13 protein-coding genes and 1 pseudogene are annotated in these 15,514 nt (G+C 68.7%); 2 read left to right on the forward strand and 12 right to left on the reverse strand.

What is annotated here, in order from left to right; all coding sequences use genetic code 11:
- From ACTPOE_RS15500 to gabD, 7 genes are all read right to left on the reverse strand, one after another.
- Positions 1 to 1,149 carry a glycosyltransferase family 4 protein gene (locus ACTPOE_RS15500; protein WP_458873132.1) on the reverse strand — a complete coding sequence of 383 codons (1,149 nt, stop codon included), beginning with the start codon at positions 1,147 to 1,149 and terminating at the stop codon, positions 1 to 3.
- A gap of 1 nt (position 1,150) precedes the next feature.
- Positions 1,151 to 2,275, reverse strand: coding sequence for a glycosyltransferase family 4 protein (locus tag ACTPOE_RS15505; RefSeq protein ID WP_458873133.1), 1,125 nt, complete (start codon positions 2,273 to 2,275; stop codon positions 1,151 to 1,153).
- Positions 2,272 to 3,618: a murein biosynthesis integral membrane protein MurJ gene (murJ, locus tag ACTPOE_RS15510; RefSeq protein WP_458873511.1), complete on the reverse strand. Its 1,347-nt coding sequence runs from the start codon at positions 3,616 to 3,618 to the stop codon at positions 2,272 to 2,274. The genes ACTPOE_RS15505 and murJ overlap by 4 nt, the downstream gene beginning before the upstream one ends.
- A gap of 41 nt (positions 3,619 to 3,659) precedes the next feature.
- Complete coding sequence (locus ACTPOE_RS15515) at positions 3,660 to 4,685, reverse strand: SDR family oxidoreductase (protein WP_458873134.1); 1,026 nt, start codon at positions 4,683 to 4,685, stop codon at positions 3,660 to 3,662.
- A gap of 9 nt (positions 4,686 to 4,694) precedes the next feature.
- Positions 4,695 to 5,969, reverse strand: coding sequence for a Vi polysaccharide biosynthesis UDP-N-acetylglucosamine C-6 dehydrogenase TviB (gene tviB, locus ACTPOE_RS15520; RefSeq protein ID WP_458873135.1), 1,275 nt, complete (start codon positions 5,967 to 5,969; stop codon positions 4,695 to 4,697).
- 43 nt (positions 5,970 to 6,012) lie between these two features.
- Positions 6,013 to 7,095, reverse strand: coding sequence for an MraY family glycosyltransferase (locus ACTPOE_RS15525; RefSeq protein ID WP_458873512.1), 1,083 nt, complete (start codon positions 7,093 to 7,095; stop codon positions 6,013 to 6,015).
- Between the two features lie 191 nt (positions 7,096 to 7,286).
- Positions 7,287 to 8,741, reverse strand: coding sequence for an NADP-dependent succinate-semialdehyde dehydrogenase (gabD, locus tag ACTPOE_RS15530; protein WP_458873136.1), 1,455 nt, complete (start codon positions 8,739 to 8,741; stop codon positions 7,287 to 7,289).
- A gap of 167 nt (positions 8,742 to 8,908) precedes the next feature.
- On the opposite strand from gabD, the gene ACTPOE_RS15535 reads away from it, so the two are divergent.
- Positions 8,909 to 9,694: an IclR family transcriptional regulator gene (locus ACTPOE_RS15535; RefSeq protein WP_458873137.1), complete on the forward strand. Its 786-nt coding sequence runs from the start codon at positions 8,909 to 8,911 to the stop codon at positions 9,692 to 9,694.
- Between the two features lie 45 nt (positions 9,695 to 9,739).
- Here the strand turns inward: ACTPOE_RS15535 and ACTPOE_RS15540 are convergent.
- Positions 9,740 to 10,258 (reverse strand): annotated as a pseudogene (locus ACTPOE_RS15540) (IS630 family transposase); the annotation flags it as partial.
- Positions 10,259 to 10,290: 32 nt separating this feature from the next.
- Between ACTPOE_RS15540 and ACTPOE_RS15545 the strand changes: the two are divergent.
- The gene (locus tag ACTPOE_RS15545) at positions 10,291 to 10,542 is read left to right on the forward strand and encodes a hypothetical protein (RefSeq protein WP_458873138.1); all 252 of its coding nucleotides are present in this window, start codon (positions 10,291 to 10,293) and stop codon (positions 10,540 to 10,542) included.
- Here ACTPOE_RS15545 and ACTPOE_RS15550 read toward each other — a convergent pair.
- The 4 genes from ACTPOE_RS15550 to ACTPOE_RS15565 all read right to left on the reverse strand — a co-directional run bounded on the left by ACTPOE_RS15550 (position 10,539) and on the right by ACTPOE_RS15565 (position 15,395).
- Positions 10,539 to 11,258 carry an ABC transporter ATP-binding protein gene (locus ACTPOE_RS15550; protein WP_458873139.1) on the reverse strand — a complete coding sequence of 240 codons (720 nt, stop codon included), beginning with the start codon at positions 11,256 to 11,258 and terminating at the stop codon, positions 10,539 to 10,541. The genes ACTPOE_RS15545 and ACTPOE_RS15550 overlap by 4 nt on opposite strands.
- Positions 11,252 to 13,189 carry a branched-chain amino acid ABC transporter ATP-binding protein/permease gene (locus ACTPOE_RS15555; protein ID WP_458873140.1) on the reverse strand — a complete coding sequence of 646 codons (1,938 nt, stop codon included), beginning with the start codon at positions 13,187 to 13,189 and terminating at the stop codon, positions 11,252 to 11,254. Before ACTPOE_RS15555 ends, ACTPOE_RS15550 begins: the two co-directional genes overlap by 7 nt.
- A gap of 7 nt (positions 13,190 to 13,196) precedes the next feature.
- A complete protein-coding gene (locus ACTPOE_RS15560) occupies positions 13,197 to 14,072 on the reverse strand; it encodes a branched-chain amino acid ABC transporter permease (protein WP_458873141.1) in 876 nt (291 codons plus the stop codon).
- A 108-nt stretch (positions 14,073 to 14,180) separates the two neighbouring features.
- Complete coding sequence (locus ACTPOE_RS15565; RefSeq protein WP_458873142.1) at positions 14,181 to 15,395, reverse strand: ABC transporter substrate-binding protein; 1,215 nt, start codon at positions 15,393 to 15,395, stop codon at positions 14,181 to 14,183.
- Positions 15,396 to 15,514 lie beyond the last annotated feature (119 nt).

Genomic DNA, 15,514 nt, shown 5'->3' on the forward strand with positions numbered 1-15,514 from the left:
TCAGGGCGCCGACCGGGGCGCGTTGCCGCCCTGGTCCTCGGCGCCGATCGTCCCGTCCGCATCCGTCCAGGCATCATCCCAGGCTCGCAGGACGGCGTCCAGCCCGTAGCGGGCCCGAACCGACTCGGCCGCCGCCCGGCCCAGGGCCTCGCGCTCGGCGGAGCCGGCGCGCATCACCCGCAGCAGGGCCCGACCCAGAGCCGCCTCGTCGTCCAGGGGAACCAGCTCGGCCAGGCGGCCATCCAGCGTCAGTTCCGACGGCCCGGAGGGGCAGTCGGTCGCCACGCAGGGCAGCCCCAGGGCCATGGCTTCCAGCAGCGCGTTCGGAAAACCCTCGACGCGGGAATTCAGCACGAAGGCATGGGCCGTGGCCAAGTCTTCCCAGGGGGTCCGGCTGAAGCCGGGCAGCCTGACGCGGGATTCCAGCCCCAGATCCCGGACGCGCCGCAGGCAGTCCTCGCGCCGGGGGCCGTCGCCCCAGATGCACAGGTCCCAGTCCGGACACTGCGGGGCGAGCGCGGCGAAGCATTCGATCAGCCGGTCGAACTGCTTGACGGGGTTGAAGCGCCCCAGCGCGGCCAGCGTGCGGCGTGGCCCCGCCGGCTCGCGGATCCGGCGCTCCGGCAGCCCGTCGGGCAGCGGATTGGGGATCACCGCGATGCGGCGCACGCCCGGCGCGACCTGCCGCAGATGGCGCGCGCTGCGCCAGGTCTGGACAGCGACGCGGCGCGCCCAGGGATAGGTCCAGCGCCGCAGCCGGCGCAGTACGGGTTCCAGGTTGACGCTGTGGGCGGGATCGGTGCGTTCGCCGACGACGACCGGCAGGCCCAGGCCGCGCAGGGCCAGCAGCGCCGTGACGTTGACGTTGGTCAGGAAGGACAGCACCCGGTCGGGCCGGCATTCCCGCGCCAGGCGCCGCAGGGCGGCGAGCTTGACCAGGGGACGCAACCAGGACGGACCGCGCACCCGGTCGGCCAGCCACAGCAGGCGCACGCCCGGATCCAGGACCTGATCGCAACGGCCGTGCCCGGAATAGCAGCACACCAGGGTGACTTCGTCGCCGCGCCGCGCCCAGGCATTGGCCAGGGTGGCGGCCACGCGCTCGGCGCCGCCGCCATGCAGGGAGCTGACGAGGAACAAGAGCCGCATTTCAGTCGATCCTCCGGCCCTGGAACACCTGTTCCCACAGGGCCATGATGCGCGCGGTGCCGAAGCGGTCGCGCGCGTCGACGGCGCGGCTGGCCAGCCGGGTCCGCAGGCCGGGGTCGGCCATCAGCGCCGCCAGCCCGGCGGCCAGTGCGTCCGGATCGTCGATCGGCCGGACCAGCACGCCGTCCAGTCCCTCCCGGATGATCTCCCGGGGTCCGGTGTCGCAATCGGTGGCCACGCACGGCAGCCCGCAGGCCATGGCCTCGATCAGGGTGTTGGACAAGCCTTCGGCCTGGGAACTGAGCACGTACAGGTCCGAGGCGCCGTACCAGGCCGCCATGTTGCCGACGCGCCCCGGCAGGCTGACGCGTCCGCCCAGGCCCAGTTCGTCGCGCAGGGCTTCGAGCTCCCCGCGCTGTTCCCCCTCGCCCAGGATGGTCAGGTCCCAGTCGGGAAACAGCGCCGCCAGCTGGGCGAAGGCCCGCAGCAGGCCGTCGAATCCCTTGACCGGATGCAGCCGGCCCACGGCCAGCAGCCGGCGGCGGTCGCGCGTACACGGCGGCTCCAGCGCGGGCACGCCATCGACCAGCGGCCAGCGCACGGCGTTGGGAATGACCTGGGTGCGCACGCCGGGCAGATGCTCGTCGAGCCACTGCGCCGTCCCCCGGGTCAGTGCGACGACCGCGTCGGCGCGCGGATAGGTCCAGCGGCGCAGCCGTTCCCAGAACGCCGGCAACGGCAGGCTGGGAGGATGGGCGTGCTCGGTGGCGATCACGCGGCTGCGCCCCCGCGCGGCCAGCACCGCCAGCACCGAGCCCCGGGTCATCATGCCCAGCACGACGGCCGGACGATGGCGCTGCACCAGCCGGCGCAGCGCCAGGACCCTCAGCAGATTGCCCCACAGGGCGCCCACCGGGCCCGCGCTGTCTCCGGCCAGACCCAGGGCGTGGCGCTGCACGCCTTCCGGCAGCGGATAGGCATCCTGGCGGTCGTCCGTCTGGGTCACGATCATCACCTGGCAGCCGCGCGCGCGCCAGCCGGCGGCCAGGTCCACGGCCACGCGCTCGGCGCCGCCGCCCCGCAGCGAATGGATCACGATCATCAGGTCGACCCGGTCGGCGGTCATGCGGACTCCTTCTCCGGCCGCACGCGCCAGGCCAGACCCAGGTAGCAGGCATAGGACAGGGCGTACATGAGGGCGGTCGCCAGCATGATGCCCGCCGCGCCCATGGACGGCGCGAACACAGTGTTCATCCAGGCCTTGAGGCCGAAATTCAGGACGGCGATCGCGGCCATCCAGCCATAGCGGTTCTGACTGGCCAAAAGCTGCACCAGGATCAGCACGCCGAAATAGAACGGCAGTTGCAGCATGCCCCAGCGCAGCACGTGCGCCACGGCGGCCGTGTCCTGCGCCGTGAAGGCGCCGCGCTCGAACAGCAGCGACACCAGCCAGGGCGCCAGCCACCAGCCGACCAGCACCGCGACGGCGCCAAGCCCCAGCAGGGCGAACGACCATTTCAGCGCCATGGCGCGGGCGTGCGCCGCGTCGCCCCGGGCCTGGATGTCGGCCAGCACCGGCAGGGCCGCGCGGCCGACCGAGGCCGCCCCCAGGCCGATCATCAACGACAGCAGCCGCGCCGCATAGCCCAGGGTCGCATTGGCGTTGGCGCCCAGCCCGGCCGCCGTGTACTGGTCGATGGGACCGACGAAACTCATGGCCAGTTGCCCGACCAGCATGATCCCGGCGGCGGCCGCCAGGCTGGACCATTGCGGCGCGTGCCGGCTCAGGCGCGGCCGGACCGGCACGCGGTCCGCGCGCCGGGCCAGGAGATCCTGCCACACGGCCTGGATGGCATAGCCCAGCAGCGTGCCCCAGAGCAGCGGCAGCACCCCGGCGCCCGCGGGCGCCGCCAGCACGCAGATCAGGATCGCCAGAGCCGGCACACTGTCGAGCAGGGTGTTGATGTGGCGTTCGTGCGCCCGCAGGCGGGCCGCGCCCAGGCCCGTCCAGATCGTGAAGAAGGCGGCCGGCGCGAAGCCCAGGATCAGCAGGAGGCTCATGTCGCGGACGGCGGGCGACAGGCCCTGCCCCGCCACGTCCAGGACCATCGGCCAGGCCAGCCCCAGCAGGACGGCCGCCGCGGCGCCCAGCGCCCAGGCCCAGGCCTGCAGTTCGCCCAGGAAACGGCCGTGCTGGGCGGATTCCCCCTGGCGGCTGCGCACCAGGGCCGGGATCAGCACCACGGAACAGGCTCCGACCAGCGTCACCGGCAGCCAGTTGGCGATCGTCAGGGTGAACTGATAGGCGTCCACCGCGTCGCTGACACCGTAGCGGTAGGCTACCGCCATTTCCTTGACCGCGCCCACGGCCTTGCCCATCAGCAGGAAGAAGGCCACGCGGGCCGCCCCCAGGGCGATGCGGCGATGATCGGCGTGCAGGCCCGCCAGCCGGCGCTTCAGCGGCGCGATCACGTCAACAAGCCCTCACGCGTCGGACCCGCACGCCACGGTCAGCTCAGGAACTGGACGTACCAGGGCATGGCGACTTCCAGGCCCCGCAGGATGTCGAATCGCGGCTCGTAGCCCAGCAGGCCGCGCGCCTTGGCGATGTCGGCCTGGGAATGGCGCACGTCGCCCGCGCGGAAATCGGCGTGGCGCGGCTCGCGCGCGTAAGCCACGCCGTTGCGCCCCAGGATGTCGCGCAGGTGCCCGAACAATTCGTTCAGCGAGGTGCGGGCGTTGAAGGCGACGTTGTAGACCTGGTTGACCCCCTCGGAACCGGCCAGGGACGCCAGCACGTTGGCCTGGACGACGTTGTCGATGTAGCAGAAATCGCGGCTGGTCTCGCCGTCGCCGTTGATCACGACCTCCTGGTCGCGGATCATGGACGACACCCATTTCGGGATCACGGCCGCGTAGGCGCCGTCCGGGTCCTGGCGCTGGCCGAAGACGTTGAAATAGCGCAGGCCGACGGCCTTGAAACCGTAGGCGCGGGCGAATACGTCGGCGTACAGTTCGTTGACGTACTTGGTGACCGCGTAGGGCGACAGCGGCTTGCCGATCTGGTCCTCGACCTTGGGCAAGCCGGGATGGTCGCCGTAGGTGGAACTGGAGGCCGCATAGACGAAGGATTCGACCTGGGCGTCGCGCGCCGCCACCAGCATGTTGAGCTGGCCGCCGACGTTGACCGCGTTGGTGGTGATCGGATCGTTCAGCGAACGCGGCACCGAGCCCAGCGCCGCCTGGTGCAACACGTGGTGCACGCCCTTGACCGCCTGGTTGCAGGTATCCAGATCGCGGATGTCGCCCTCGATGAAACGGAAGCGCGCCCATTGCCCGGGGCGGACGCGGGATTCGACCTCGTCCAGGTTGCGCTGGTAGCCGGTGGAGAAATTGTCCAGGCCGACGACGGTCTGCTCCAGGCCCAGCAGGGTTTCCAGCAGGTTGGAGCCGATGAAACCGGCGCAGCCCGTCACCAGCCAGGTACGGGGGTGCGCCTGCAGTTCGGCCAGGACGGATTCGTAGCGGGAAGTCATGCCGGAGCCTCAGAGACGCAGGTCGGACTCGCCGGCGGCGAGCACGTATTTCAGGTCGTACAGCACGTGTTCGGGTTTGCCCAGCGCGCGCAGCGCGGCGGCACCCATGGCGGCGAACTGCTCGTGCGCCACCGCCAGGATGATGCCGTCGTAGGCGCCCACGGCCGGACTGGCGACCGGCGTGAGACCGTATTCGTGCTGCGCCTCGGCCGCGTCGACCCAGGGGTCGTAGACGTCCACGTCGATGCTGTATTCGCCCAGCTCGTGCACGATGTCCACGACGCGGGTGTTGCGCAGGTCGGGGCAGTTTTCCTTGAAGGTCAGGCCCATCACCAGCACGCGCGAGCCCTGCACCTGGATGCGGCGCTTGGTCATGGTCTTGACCAGTTGAGACACCACGTAGCCGCCCATGGAATCGTTCAGGCGGCGACCGGCCAGGATGATTTCCGGGTGGTAGCCGATGGACTGCGCCTTGTGGGTCAGATAATAAGGATCGACGCCGATGCAATGCCCGCCGACCAGGCCCGGCCGGAAAGGCAGGAAGTTCCACTTGGTGCCGGCGGCCTGCAGCACGTCCAGCGTGTCGATGCCCAGGCGGTTGAAGATCAGGGCCAGTTCGTTGATCAGGGCGATGTTCACGTCGCGCTGGGTGTTCTCGATGACCTTGGCGGCCTCGGCGACCTTGATCGAGGGTGCCTTGTGCGTGCCCGCCGTGATGATCTGGCGGTACAGCGCGTCGACCAGATCGGCGACTTCGGGCGTGGAACCCGAGGTGACCTTGCGGATGGTGGAAACGCGGTGCTGCTTGTCGCCCGGGTTGATGCGCTCGGGGCTGTAGCCCGCATGGAAATCGACGTTGAACTTCAGGCCGGAGATGCGTTCCAGCACCGGCACGCAGACCTCTTCGGTGGCACCGGGGTAGACCGTGGATTCGTAGATGACGATGTCGCCGCGCTTGAGGATGCGGCCGATGGTCTCGCTGGCGCGCTCCAGGGGCGTCAGGTCGGGCTGCTTGTACTCGTCGATGGGCGTGGGGACGGTGACGATGAACACGTTCGCCGCGGCCAGCTCGGCGGGGTCCGACGAATAGCGCAGGTGCCCGGCCTGGGCGAGCTCCGGACCATCGACTTCCAGGGTGTGGTCGCGCCCGGCGCGCAGTTCCTCGATGCGCCGCGTGTTGATGTCGAAGCCCAGCACGTCGCGGTGCTTGCCGAACTCGACCGCCAGCGGCAGGCCCACGTATCCCAGACCGACGACGGCCAGACGGACGTCCTGAATGTTCATTTGGTTCTCCCCGGCATGCGTGCCGATTTGACAGTGTGGAAGTTTAATCGCGCCGCACGCCGCGCCCCAAGGAGGGCAGCAGCAGCCAGCGTGGCCGCCGCCAGGTGACGAGGCGGATGTACAGCCAGATATAGGCCATGGCGAAGACCGCCATGCTGAGACACAGCATCCAGGCGTTGTCCCACCAGAGCGTGGCGGGCACCAGCCCGATCAGGGCCAGCACCCACAGATAGGGCGAGGTCATGGCGTTGCACAGCGCCGGCAGCGCGTGGCGGCGGTCGCGGCTGAAGGTGATGCGCACCAGGCGGCGGAACACCAGCTGGTGCAGGTGCAGCGCGTCGGGCTGGTCGACCGGGACGCCGCGCTTGAACTTGCGGCGCCAGATGGAAAACAGGGTCTCGAAGACCGGGTAGAACAACACGGCCAACGCATAGAAGGGCGACACCCCGGGGTTGCGTACCACCAGTTGCACGGCCAGCTCGGCCAGCATGAAACCGACGAAATACGCCCCGCCATCGCCCAGGAAGACCCGGCCGAAGGGGAAGTTCCAGACCAGGAAGCCCAGCGTCGCCGAAGCCAGGGACGTGGCGATGAGGAAGATGGGGATGTCCTGGACCTGCCAGGCGACCAGGGCGAGCGACACCGCCATCAGAGTGGCGATCATGCCCGCCAGGCCATTCATGCCATCGATGATGTTCAGGGCGTGCGTACAACCGCCGACCGCGACCATGGTGAACAGCAGCGAGATGACCGGCCAGGATGAAAGCAGCGTGTCGGCCCACGACAGGCCCACGCGCGAGACGCCGCCCAGCAGCCACCAGGCGATGGCGGCCGACACGAAGGCCGCCAGCAGGCGCTTGCCGGAACCGATGTCCTTGGTGATGTCTTCGAGCAGTCCGGCGACGAACACCGGCAACGCGGACACGAACAGCGCCGGCCACAGCCAGGTCAGGGTCATGTTGCTGGGGCCCAGCACCAGCAGGCCCGCCAGGCTGCCGGCCACCACGGCCAGCCCGCCCACCCGGGGCGCCGCGCGGGAATGCATGGCCTGGGGCTTGTGCATGTCCGTGTCGCCCGTCAGGCGGCCATGCCAGCGTTCCGACACGACGATCAGGCCGCCGACCATGAAGGCCACGATCCCGATGATGGGCCAGCTCAGCGTGGCGGACAGATTGGAGGCGTTCAAGTCGATCCCGTTGGGCAAAACGAGATTATCGGCCAATTTTGTAACTTGTGGCGCGGCGCAGCGGATACAGATGCAACAAAAGGGCCGCGCGGGCGCATCCCGCCCGCGCGGCCCGCCGGCCCATCAGGCGATCAGAGGCCGCCCATGCACAGGTATTTGACGACCAGGTAGTCGTCCAGCCCGTAGTGCGAACCCTCGCGGCCCAGGCCGGACTGCTTGACCCCGCCGAAGGGCACGGCCTCATTGGAGATCAGCCCGGTATTGATGCCCACCATGCCGTATTCCAGCGCTTCGGCCACGCGCCACACCCGGCCGATGTCGCGGCTGTAGAAATAGGCGGCCAGGCCGTATTCCGTATCGTTGGCCATGCGGACGACGTCGGCGTCGTCGCTGAAACGGAACAGCGGCGCCAGCGGGCCGAAAGTTTCCTCGCGGGCGAGCCTCATCGTGGGCAAGGCATCGGCCAGCACCGTGGGCTCGAAGAACGTATGCCCCAGGGCATGAGGCCGCCCCCCGGCCAGGATGCGCCCGCCCTGGGCGACGGCATCCGCGATGTGCTCCTGGACCTTGACCACGGCGGCCTCGTCGATCAGGGGGCCCTGGGTGACGCCGTCCTCCAGGCCGTCGCCGACCCGCAGCCTGCCGACGGCCTCCACCAGCTTGCGGCTGAAGGCGTCATAGACCGAGTCCTGCACGTAGAAACGGTTGGTGCACACGCAGGTCTGCCCGGCATTGCGGTATTTGCTGGCGATGGCGCCTTCCACGGCGGCATCCAGGTCGGCATCGTCGAACACGATGAAGGGCGCATTGCCGCCCAGTTCCAGGGACAGCTTCTTGATCGAAGGAGCGCACTGGCTCATCAGCAGGCGCCCGACCTCTGTCGAGCCGGTGAAGGACACCTTGCGCACGAGCGGGCTGGAGGTCATCTCGCCGCCGATGGCGGAGGCATCCCCGGTCAGGACGGAAAACACGCCCGCCGGCACCCCGGCCTCTTCCGCCAGCACCGCCAGGGCCAGCGCCGAGAAGGGCGTCTGTTCGGCGGGCTTGACGACCAGCGGGCAGCCCGCCGCCAGCGCGGCGCCCGCCTTGCGGGTGATCATGGAGGAGGGGAAATTCCAGGGCGTGATGGCGGCGCACACCCCGATGGGCTCCTTGGTGACGACGATCCGGCGATCCCTGGCGAATGTGGGGATCACATCGCCGTAGGCGCGTTTGCCTTCTTCGGCGAACCATTCCAGAAACGCGGCGCCGTAGGCGATCTCGCCCCGGGCCTCGCTCAGGGGCTTGCCTTGTTCGGCCGTCATGATCACGGCCAGGTCCTGGGCGTGCCCGGTCATCAGCTCGAACCAGCGCCGCAGGATGGCCGCGCGTTCCTTGGCGGTCATCGCGCGCCAGGCGCCCCAGGCGGCCTGGGCACCCTCGATGGCCCGGCGCGTCTCGGCCGCGCCCATGCGGGGCACGGTGCCCAGGATTTCACCCGTCGCCGGATTACGGACGTCGAAGGTTCCGGCGGAATCCGCATCGCACCATTGACCGTTGACATAGGCCTGCTGGCGAAGCAGGTCCGGTTTTTTCAATGCCAGCATGCTTGTGCTCCGATTGAGCGTTCAATATAATGAACGATGTTTGCTTGAATGAACGGATCCGATGATACTGGTCTGCGCCGTCAAGCGTCAATCCGCAAACATGGCCCGCATCCGGCGCGTCCAGGCAGGCATCCTCCGGCTGCCACCCCACTTCGATATCCCGCCCCATGAGCACCGATAAAATCCTTGCGCCGGCCGCCGCCCGCGCCTCCGCCGTGCTGGACCTGCTGGCCCGCGCCGGCCACCCCGTCTCCCTGGCCGATCTGGCCAAGACCCTGCAACTGCCCAAGAGCAGCCTGCACGGCTTGTGCGCCACGCTGGAACACCTGAACCTGATCACGCGGCTGGACGGCGGCCAGATGACGCTGGGATCGCACGTGATGATGTGGGCCAACGCCTTCATGGCGCGGCTGGACATCACGCAGGAATTCTTCGCCTCCTGGGACGACATGCGCGTCCTGCCGGAAGAAACCATCACGCTGTCGGTGCGCGACGGCGCCGAGGTCGTGTACATCGCCTGCCGCAACGGCAAGCACCCCCTGGGGCTCCGGTTCCACGCCGGGATGCGGCTGCCGGCGGTCTATACCGCCACCGGTCTGGCCATGCTCAGCACCCTGCCGGATGCCAGCGTGCGCAGGCTGCTGGACGCCCTGCCCGGGGGCTGGCCCGCCCCCCTGACCGATCACGGCCTGCGCGACGCCGCATCGGCCATCGAAGAACTGCGGCGGATCCGCCAACGGCGGTATTCGACCGACCGCGAAGGGGTGCGCGACGGCATGTACTGCTTCGGGGCACCGGTCTTCGATTCGCGCCACCCCGAGGCCGTGGCCGGAGTGGCGGTCAGCATCCGCTCACTGGAGGCCAACCCGGCGCTCGAAGAGCGCGCCGGGTACGCCATCCGCAAGCTGGCCGACCGGCTGTCCGAGCGCCTGGGGGCCTGGCGCGACGGATGAACCAACCCGCACGCGACCCAGACAGGACACTAGAGCATTTTCGATTTATGTGCTGACACAACCAGCGGAGGCGAAGTAGTTCGAGCACTCCTGCGGGGAGAACTGATCGATCAACTCGCCGATGTGATCCCAAAGTGCATCGACGCTGCGCTTGGCTGCCTTGCGCAGCAACGCCTTGAGCTTGGCAAACATCTTCTCGATCGGATTGAGATCGGGCGAGTACGGCGGCAAGTACAGGATGCTGGCACCTCGGGCGGCGATGGCTTGCGCAACGCCAGTGACTTTGTGACTGGCCAGGTTGTCGGCAATGACGATGTCGCCAGGGCTGAGCGTGGGGCACAGGAATTGACGTACCCAGGCCAGGAACACTTGGCCGTCCATGGGACCATCGATCACCAAGGGCGCTGTCACACCGTCGCTGCGCAAGCCAGCAATGAACGTGGTGGTCTTCCAATGCCCATGCGGAGCCGCCGCCACGCAGCGCTGGCCGCGCTGCGCTCGACCGTAGCGGCGCGTCATGTTCGTGCTGGTGGCCGTCTCATCCAGGAAGACCAGCCTTTGCGGCTGTGTTCGGCGCGCACGCCGGCTCCCTGCCCGTGAGCAGCATCAAAGGCGCCGTCGGTCACATGATCGGAGCGGCTGGCGCCGTCGAAGCCGCGGTAACCGCCCTGAGCGTGCAGCAAGGCGTCATTCCGCCCACGCTGTTCCATGAAGCGGGCGACCCGGATTGCGATCTCGATTACGTTCCGAACCAGGCCCGCCGGGTGCCGGAACTCTCGGTGGCGATCAGCAACTCTTTCGGCATGGGCGGCAACAATTCAGTGCTGGCGTTTCGAAAAATCGCCTAGTGTCCCCCCAGGTAGGCCGCCGCGACGGCGGGATCGTTGCGCAGCCGCTGCGCCGGACCTTCGATGGCGATGCGGCCGTTTTCCAGGACATAGCCGTAGTCCGCGACCGCCAGCGCCGCCGCGGCGAACTGTTCCACCAGCAACATGGTCACGCCCTCGGACTTCAGGCGCGAGATGATGCGGAACACTTCGTCTACCAGGATGGGCGCCAGCCCCATGGAAGGTTCGTCCAGCAGCACGACCTCGGGATTGAGCATGACCGCGCGGGCCATGGCCAGCATCTGCTGCTCGCCGCCCGACAGGGTGCCCGCCAGTTGCGCGCGCCGTTCCTTCAGGCGCGGGAACAGGTCCATGGCGCGATCCAGGTCGCGGGCCACGTCGCCGCGCGCGCGGCTGCCGGTCAGGCGCGGAAAGGCCCCCAGCAGCAGGTTGTCGGTGACGCTCAGCGTGGGAAAGACACGCCGGCCCTCCGGGGAATGCGCCAGGCCCAGGCGGGCGATCCGGTGGGACTCCAGCCCCTGGATCCGCCGATCGCCCAGGGTGATGGTGCCCGCCGAGGGACGCAGCATGCCGGACACGGCCCGCATGGTGGTGGTCTTGCCCGCCCCGTTCGATCCGATCAGGGTCACGACCTTGCCGGCGGGCACGTCCAGGCTGATGCCATGCAGCACCTTGACCTTGCCGTAGCCGGCTTCCAGGTTCTCGATCTTCAGCATGTCTGCGCTCCCGCCTGTTCTCCGCCCAGATAGGCCTCCACGACCCGGGGGTCGGCCTGCACGTCGGCGGGCAGCCCCTCGGCGATCTTCTGTCCGAAATCCAGCACCGACACCGCGTCGCAGACTCCCATCACCACGTCCATGTGGTGTTCGATCAGGATGACGGTGAGGCCCCTGGCCTTCAGTTTGCGCATGATGTCCAGCAGTTCCTCGATGTCCGGCGCGGTCAGGCCGGCCGCCGGCTCGTCGAGCAGCAGCAGTTGGGGATCGAGCGCCAGGGCGCGGGCGATCTCCAGCAGGCGCTGCTTGCCGTAGGGCAGGTTGCGCGCCTCTTCGTGGGCCAGCGCGGCCAGTCCGACGAATTCCAGCAGCCCGAGCGCCCGGGCGCGGGCCTGGCGTTCCTCGCGCCGCCAGCCGGGCGTGCGCAGTGCGATGCCCGCCAGCCCGCTGCCGAAGGAATGGTGCAGCCCGACCAGCACGTTCTCCAGTGCGCTCATCTCGCCGAAGAGCTGCACGTTCTGGAAGGTGCGCGCCACGCCCCGCGCGGCGATCTGCGCGGAGGTCAGGCCGGCCAGGTCGCGGCCGGCGAAGACCACGGAGCCGGACGTGGGCACGTAGATGCCCGTCAGCACGTTCATCATGGTGCTCTTGCCCGAGCCGTTGGGTCCGATCAGGCCGTGGATCGTACCGCGCCGGACCTCCAGATCGACCCCGTTGAGCGCCTTGAGCCCGCCGAACTGCATCACGGCCTGGCCGACGGAGAGCAGCACGCCGTGCGAAGCATCCGGCAGTCCGCCGTCCTCGGCCGCCGGGGCGGCTTCCGCGCGCTCGGCCGGAGCCTGGGCGGCCTGGGAGCGGCCCAGGGCGTGCGCCACGAAGCCGACGATGCCGTCCGGCAGGTAATAGACGACGAACAGGATCATCAGGCCGAAGATCGACAGCCGCCAGTCGGTCATCTGGTCCAGCGCCAGCGACCCGCCAGCCAGGACCAGGGCGCCGATCACGGGCGCCGCCATGCGCGCGGGCGTGGCGCGGCCTCGCCGCACCGCCATCGCGGCGCCCGCCGTGACCAGCACCGCCAGGCCCACGGCCAGCGGCCGGAAAGTGGACACGTCGTCGAGCATCTTGGGCAGCAGCACGATGATGGCCGCCCCCAGCAGCGCGCCCGAACGGGTCTTGCGCCCGCCCATGATGAGGGCCAGCAGGAACAGCACCATCAGCTCGAAGGTGTAGGTGTTGGGCGAGATGTACTGTTCCGAATAGGCGTGCAGCGCGCCCGACAGCCCGGCCAGTCCGGCGCTGATGACGAAGGCCACGACCTTGTAGCGATAGACCGACACGCCCATGCAGTCGCAGGCGATGGGGCTGTCGCGCAGGGCCTCGAAGGCGCGCCCGTAATGCGAGCGCGCGACGCGTTCGGTGAACAGCACCGACAGCGCCAGCAGGGCCAGCACCAGCCAGAAGAACTCGGGGCCGCTCAGCATGTGGCCGGCGATGACGGGCTTTTCCAGGCTGATGCCCAGGGGCCCCGCCGTGAGGAAGTCCATCTCGTTGATCAGGATCTGGATGATGGTGCCGAAGGCCAGGGTCACCATCGCCAGATAGGGCCCCGTCACCCGCAGCGCCGGCAGGGCCAGGATCGCGCCGAAGCCCGCCGTCACGACGACGGCGGCGGGCAGGGTGATCCAGAACGGCATGTCCAGGTGCAGGACCAGGGTCCCCACGACATAGGCGCCGATCCCGAACAGCCCCGCGTGACCGAGGGACACCTGGCCGGTGTAACCCACCACGATGTCCAGCCCGAGCAGCAGGACCGCGTAGATCAGGATGGTTTCGATCAGGTGCAGGTAATAGGGATTGTCGACGGCGAGCGGCACCATCGCCAGCACGGCGGCCAGCGCGGCGAAGGACAGCAGATGCTTCTTGTTCATGGTGGAATCAGACCTTCTTGATGGCGGTCTTGCCGAACAGCCCGGCGGGTCGCACCGTCAGGACGAGCAGCAGCAGGATCAGGCCGGGGACGTCCTTGTAGCCGGTGGAAAGATAGAAACCGGTGGTGGTTTCGATGACGCCCAGCAGCAGGCCGCCCACGATGGCGCCCAGTCCGCTGTTCAGGCCGCCCACGATGGCCACGGCGAAGGCCTTCAGGCCCAGCACCGCACCCATGGAAGCGCCGGTGAGCGTCAGCGGGGCGACCAGCACGCCCGCGAAGGCGGCCGTCAGGGAGGACAGCGCATAGGAAAACGTGATGACCAGCTTGGTGTTGATGCCCATCAGGCCGGCCGCGTCGCGGTCGCCCGAGGTCGCCACCACCGCCTTGCCGTAGATCGACGTGCGGTTGAACAGTTCGATGGCGCCCATGATCAGCAGCGCGCCCGCGACCACCAGCAGTTCCATCGGCAGGATGTTGGCACCCAGCACGCTGAAGGGGGTCTCGGACACGGGGGAGGGAAAATGCAGCGCGTCGCGGCCCCAGATGTTCTCGGCCGTGTTGCGGAAGATGATGCCCAGGGCGATGGTCGCCATGATCCAGCCGAACTCGGAACGCGCCTCGATCGCGGGACGCACGGCCACGCGTTCGACCACGGCGCCCTGCGCCATGCCGAAGAGGCAGACCAGGGGGATCATCAGCCAGTAGCTCACGCCCAGGCCGACCAGGGTCAGGCCGACCAGCCCCCCCAGCATCAGGGCATCGCCCTGGCCGAAGTTCAGGGTCTCGGAGGTGGCGTAGGTCAGTTGATAGCCGAAGGCGATGACCGCGTAGATCATGCCCAGGGCCACGCCGCTATAGGCCAGTTGCAGAAAAATCGTCATGTTCTTTCCAGCGGGAACGCGCCGTCCGGGGCGGCGGCGCCCCGGAACCGCGCATCGGAACGCGCACCCCGCCGCGGGGCGGGATGCGCCGGTGCGGCGGCGTGCGGCTTACTGCGCGGACTGGCCGGCGTTGGCGACGCTGCGCTGCTCGTCCTCGGGGTGGGCGAAGACCACGCGGCCCTTGGACACCTCGCCCATGTAGACCAGCCCGGGACCGTCGATGGTCTCGTGGTCGGTCGTCGAATAGGGCGCCTTGTAGGTCATGATCACACCTTCGACGGGCGTCTTCAGGCTTTCGAGCGCGGCGCGGATGTCGGCCCCCTTGGTATTGCCGGCCTGCTCGATGGCGGCGGCCAGCAGCAACACCGAGTCATAGCCCTGGGCGGCGGACACGGCCGACTCGATCCGGTCGTGCTTGGGCTTGAAAGTCTGCACGTAGGCGTCGATGAAGGCCTTGCGCTTGGGCGTGTTGGGATTCTGGATGAAGGTCTGGGGCATCAGGGCGCCGTCGCCGTTGGCGCGCGCCGTATCGATGAAGTTCGCCATGGCCAAGGTCCAGCTGCCGATCAGGGGCACCTTCCAGCCGAGCTTGGCCATGCCGTTGGCCAGCTGGGCGAGCTCGGGGCCGATGCCGTAGGTCAGCAGGGCCTCGGCGCCGGCTTCCTTGGCGCGCAGCAGCTGCGCGGTCATGTCGACGTCGCCGATGTTGAACTTTTCCACCACCACCGGCTTGACGCCCAGCTTGTCCAGCGCCTTTTCCATGTCCTCGCGGCCCAACTGGCCGTAGTTGGTGGAATCGGCCATGATGGCGACCTTCTTGAAGCCGCGCTTGGTGATGGCCTCGGCGGCGATCATGGGCGCCTGGATGTTGTCGGCGGCCGACATGCGGAACACGTAATTGTGCTCGTACTTCGGCGGCAGGAACTGCTGCGTGACCACCGAGCCCGTCGCCACATTGGCGATGGCCGGGATGGCGGCGTTCTGGTAGAAGCGGGTCGAGGCCAGGGCCACGCCGGTATTGATGAATCCCACGGTCGCGACGACCCGCTCGCGGTTGATGAGTTCCTGGGCGATCTGCACGCCGCGCTCGTTCTTGGCCTCGTCGTCGCGCTCGACCAGCTCGATCTGGCGGCCCAGCACCCCGCCCTTGGCGTTGATGTCCTGGGCGGCCAGGCGCACGCCGTCGCGCATGCTGACGCCCATGGAGGAAGATCCTCCGGTGAAGGGCCCGGATACGCCGACCTTGATGGTATCGGCCGCCTGGGCGGTCGCCGCCAGCGACAGGGTGGTGGCCAGGGCCAGGCAGGTCTTGTGGAATGTCATGTCGTCTCCCGTTCTCGATGCGGCCGACGGACGCGCCGGCCTGTTTTACATGCTCGGCGGAAAGTCTATCGGCCGCCCCGCGGCGCTGTCGGAAATTGCATCGGGCCAGGGTGGAAAGA

The sequence above is a fragment of the Castellaniella sp. WN genome (assembly GCF_054457555.1).

What these genes read in the sequence shown, in the direction of transcription:
- ACTPOE_RS15500 (WP_458873132.1), bottom strand. Translation starts at nt 1,149, where the DNA reads ATGCGGCTCTTGTTCCTCGTCAGCTCCCTGCATGGCGGCGGCGCCGAG.
- ACTPOE_RS15505 (WP_458873133.1), bottom strand. Translation starts at nt 2,275, where the DNA reads ATGACCGCCGACCGGGTCGACCTGATGATCGTGATCCATTCGCTGCGG.
- ACTPOE_RS15515 (WP_458873134.1), bottom strand. Translation starts at nt 4,685, where the DNA reads ATGACTTCCCGCTACGAATCCGTCCTGGCCGAACTGCAGGCGCACCCC.
- tviB (WP_458873135.1), bottom strand. Translation starts at nt 5,969, where the DNA reads ATGAACATTCAGGACGTCCGTCTGGCCGTCGTCGGTCTGGGATACGTG.
- ACTPOE_RS15525 (WP_458873512.1), bottom strand. Translation starts at nt 7,095, where the DNA reads ATGGTCGGCGGCCTGATCGTCGTGTCGGAACGCTGGCATGGCCGCCTG.
- gabD (WP_458873136.1), bottom strand. Translation starts at nt 8,741, where the DNA reads ATGCTGGCATTGAAAAAACCGGACCTGCTTCGCCAGCAGGCCTATGTC.
- ACTPOE_RS15535 (WP_458873137.1), top strand. Translation starts at nt 8,909, where the DNA reads ATGAGCACCGATAAAATCCTTGCGCCGGCCGCCGCCCGCGCCTCCGCC.
- ACTPOE_RS15550 (WP_458873139.1), bottom strand. Translation starts at nt 11,258, where the DNA reads ATGCTGAAGATCGAGAACCTGGAAGCCGGCTACGGCAAGGTCAAGGTG.
- ACTPOE_RS15555 (WP_458873140.1), bottom strand. Translation starts at nt 13,189, where the DNA reads ATGAACAAGAAGCATCTGCTGTCCTTCGCCGCGCTGGCCGCCGTGCTG.
- ACTPOE_RS15560 (WP_458873141.1), bottom strand. Translation starts at nt 14,072, where the DNA reads ATGACGATTTTTCTGCAACTGGCCTATAGCGGCGTGGCCCTGGGCATG.
- ACTPOE_RS15565 (WP_458873142.1), bottom strand. Translation starts at nt 15,395, where the DNA reads ATGACATTCCACAAGACCTGCCTGGCCCTGGCCACCACCCTGTCGCTG.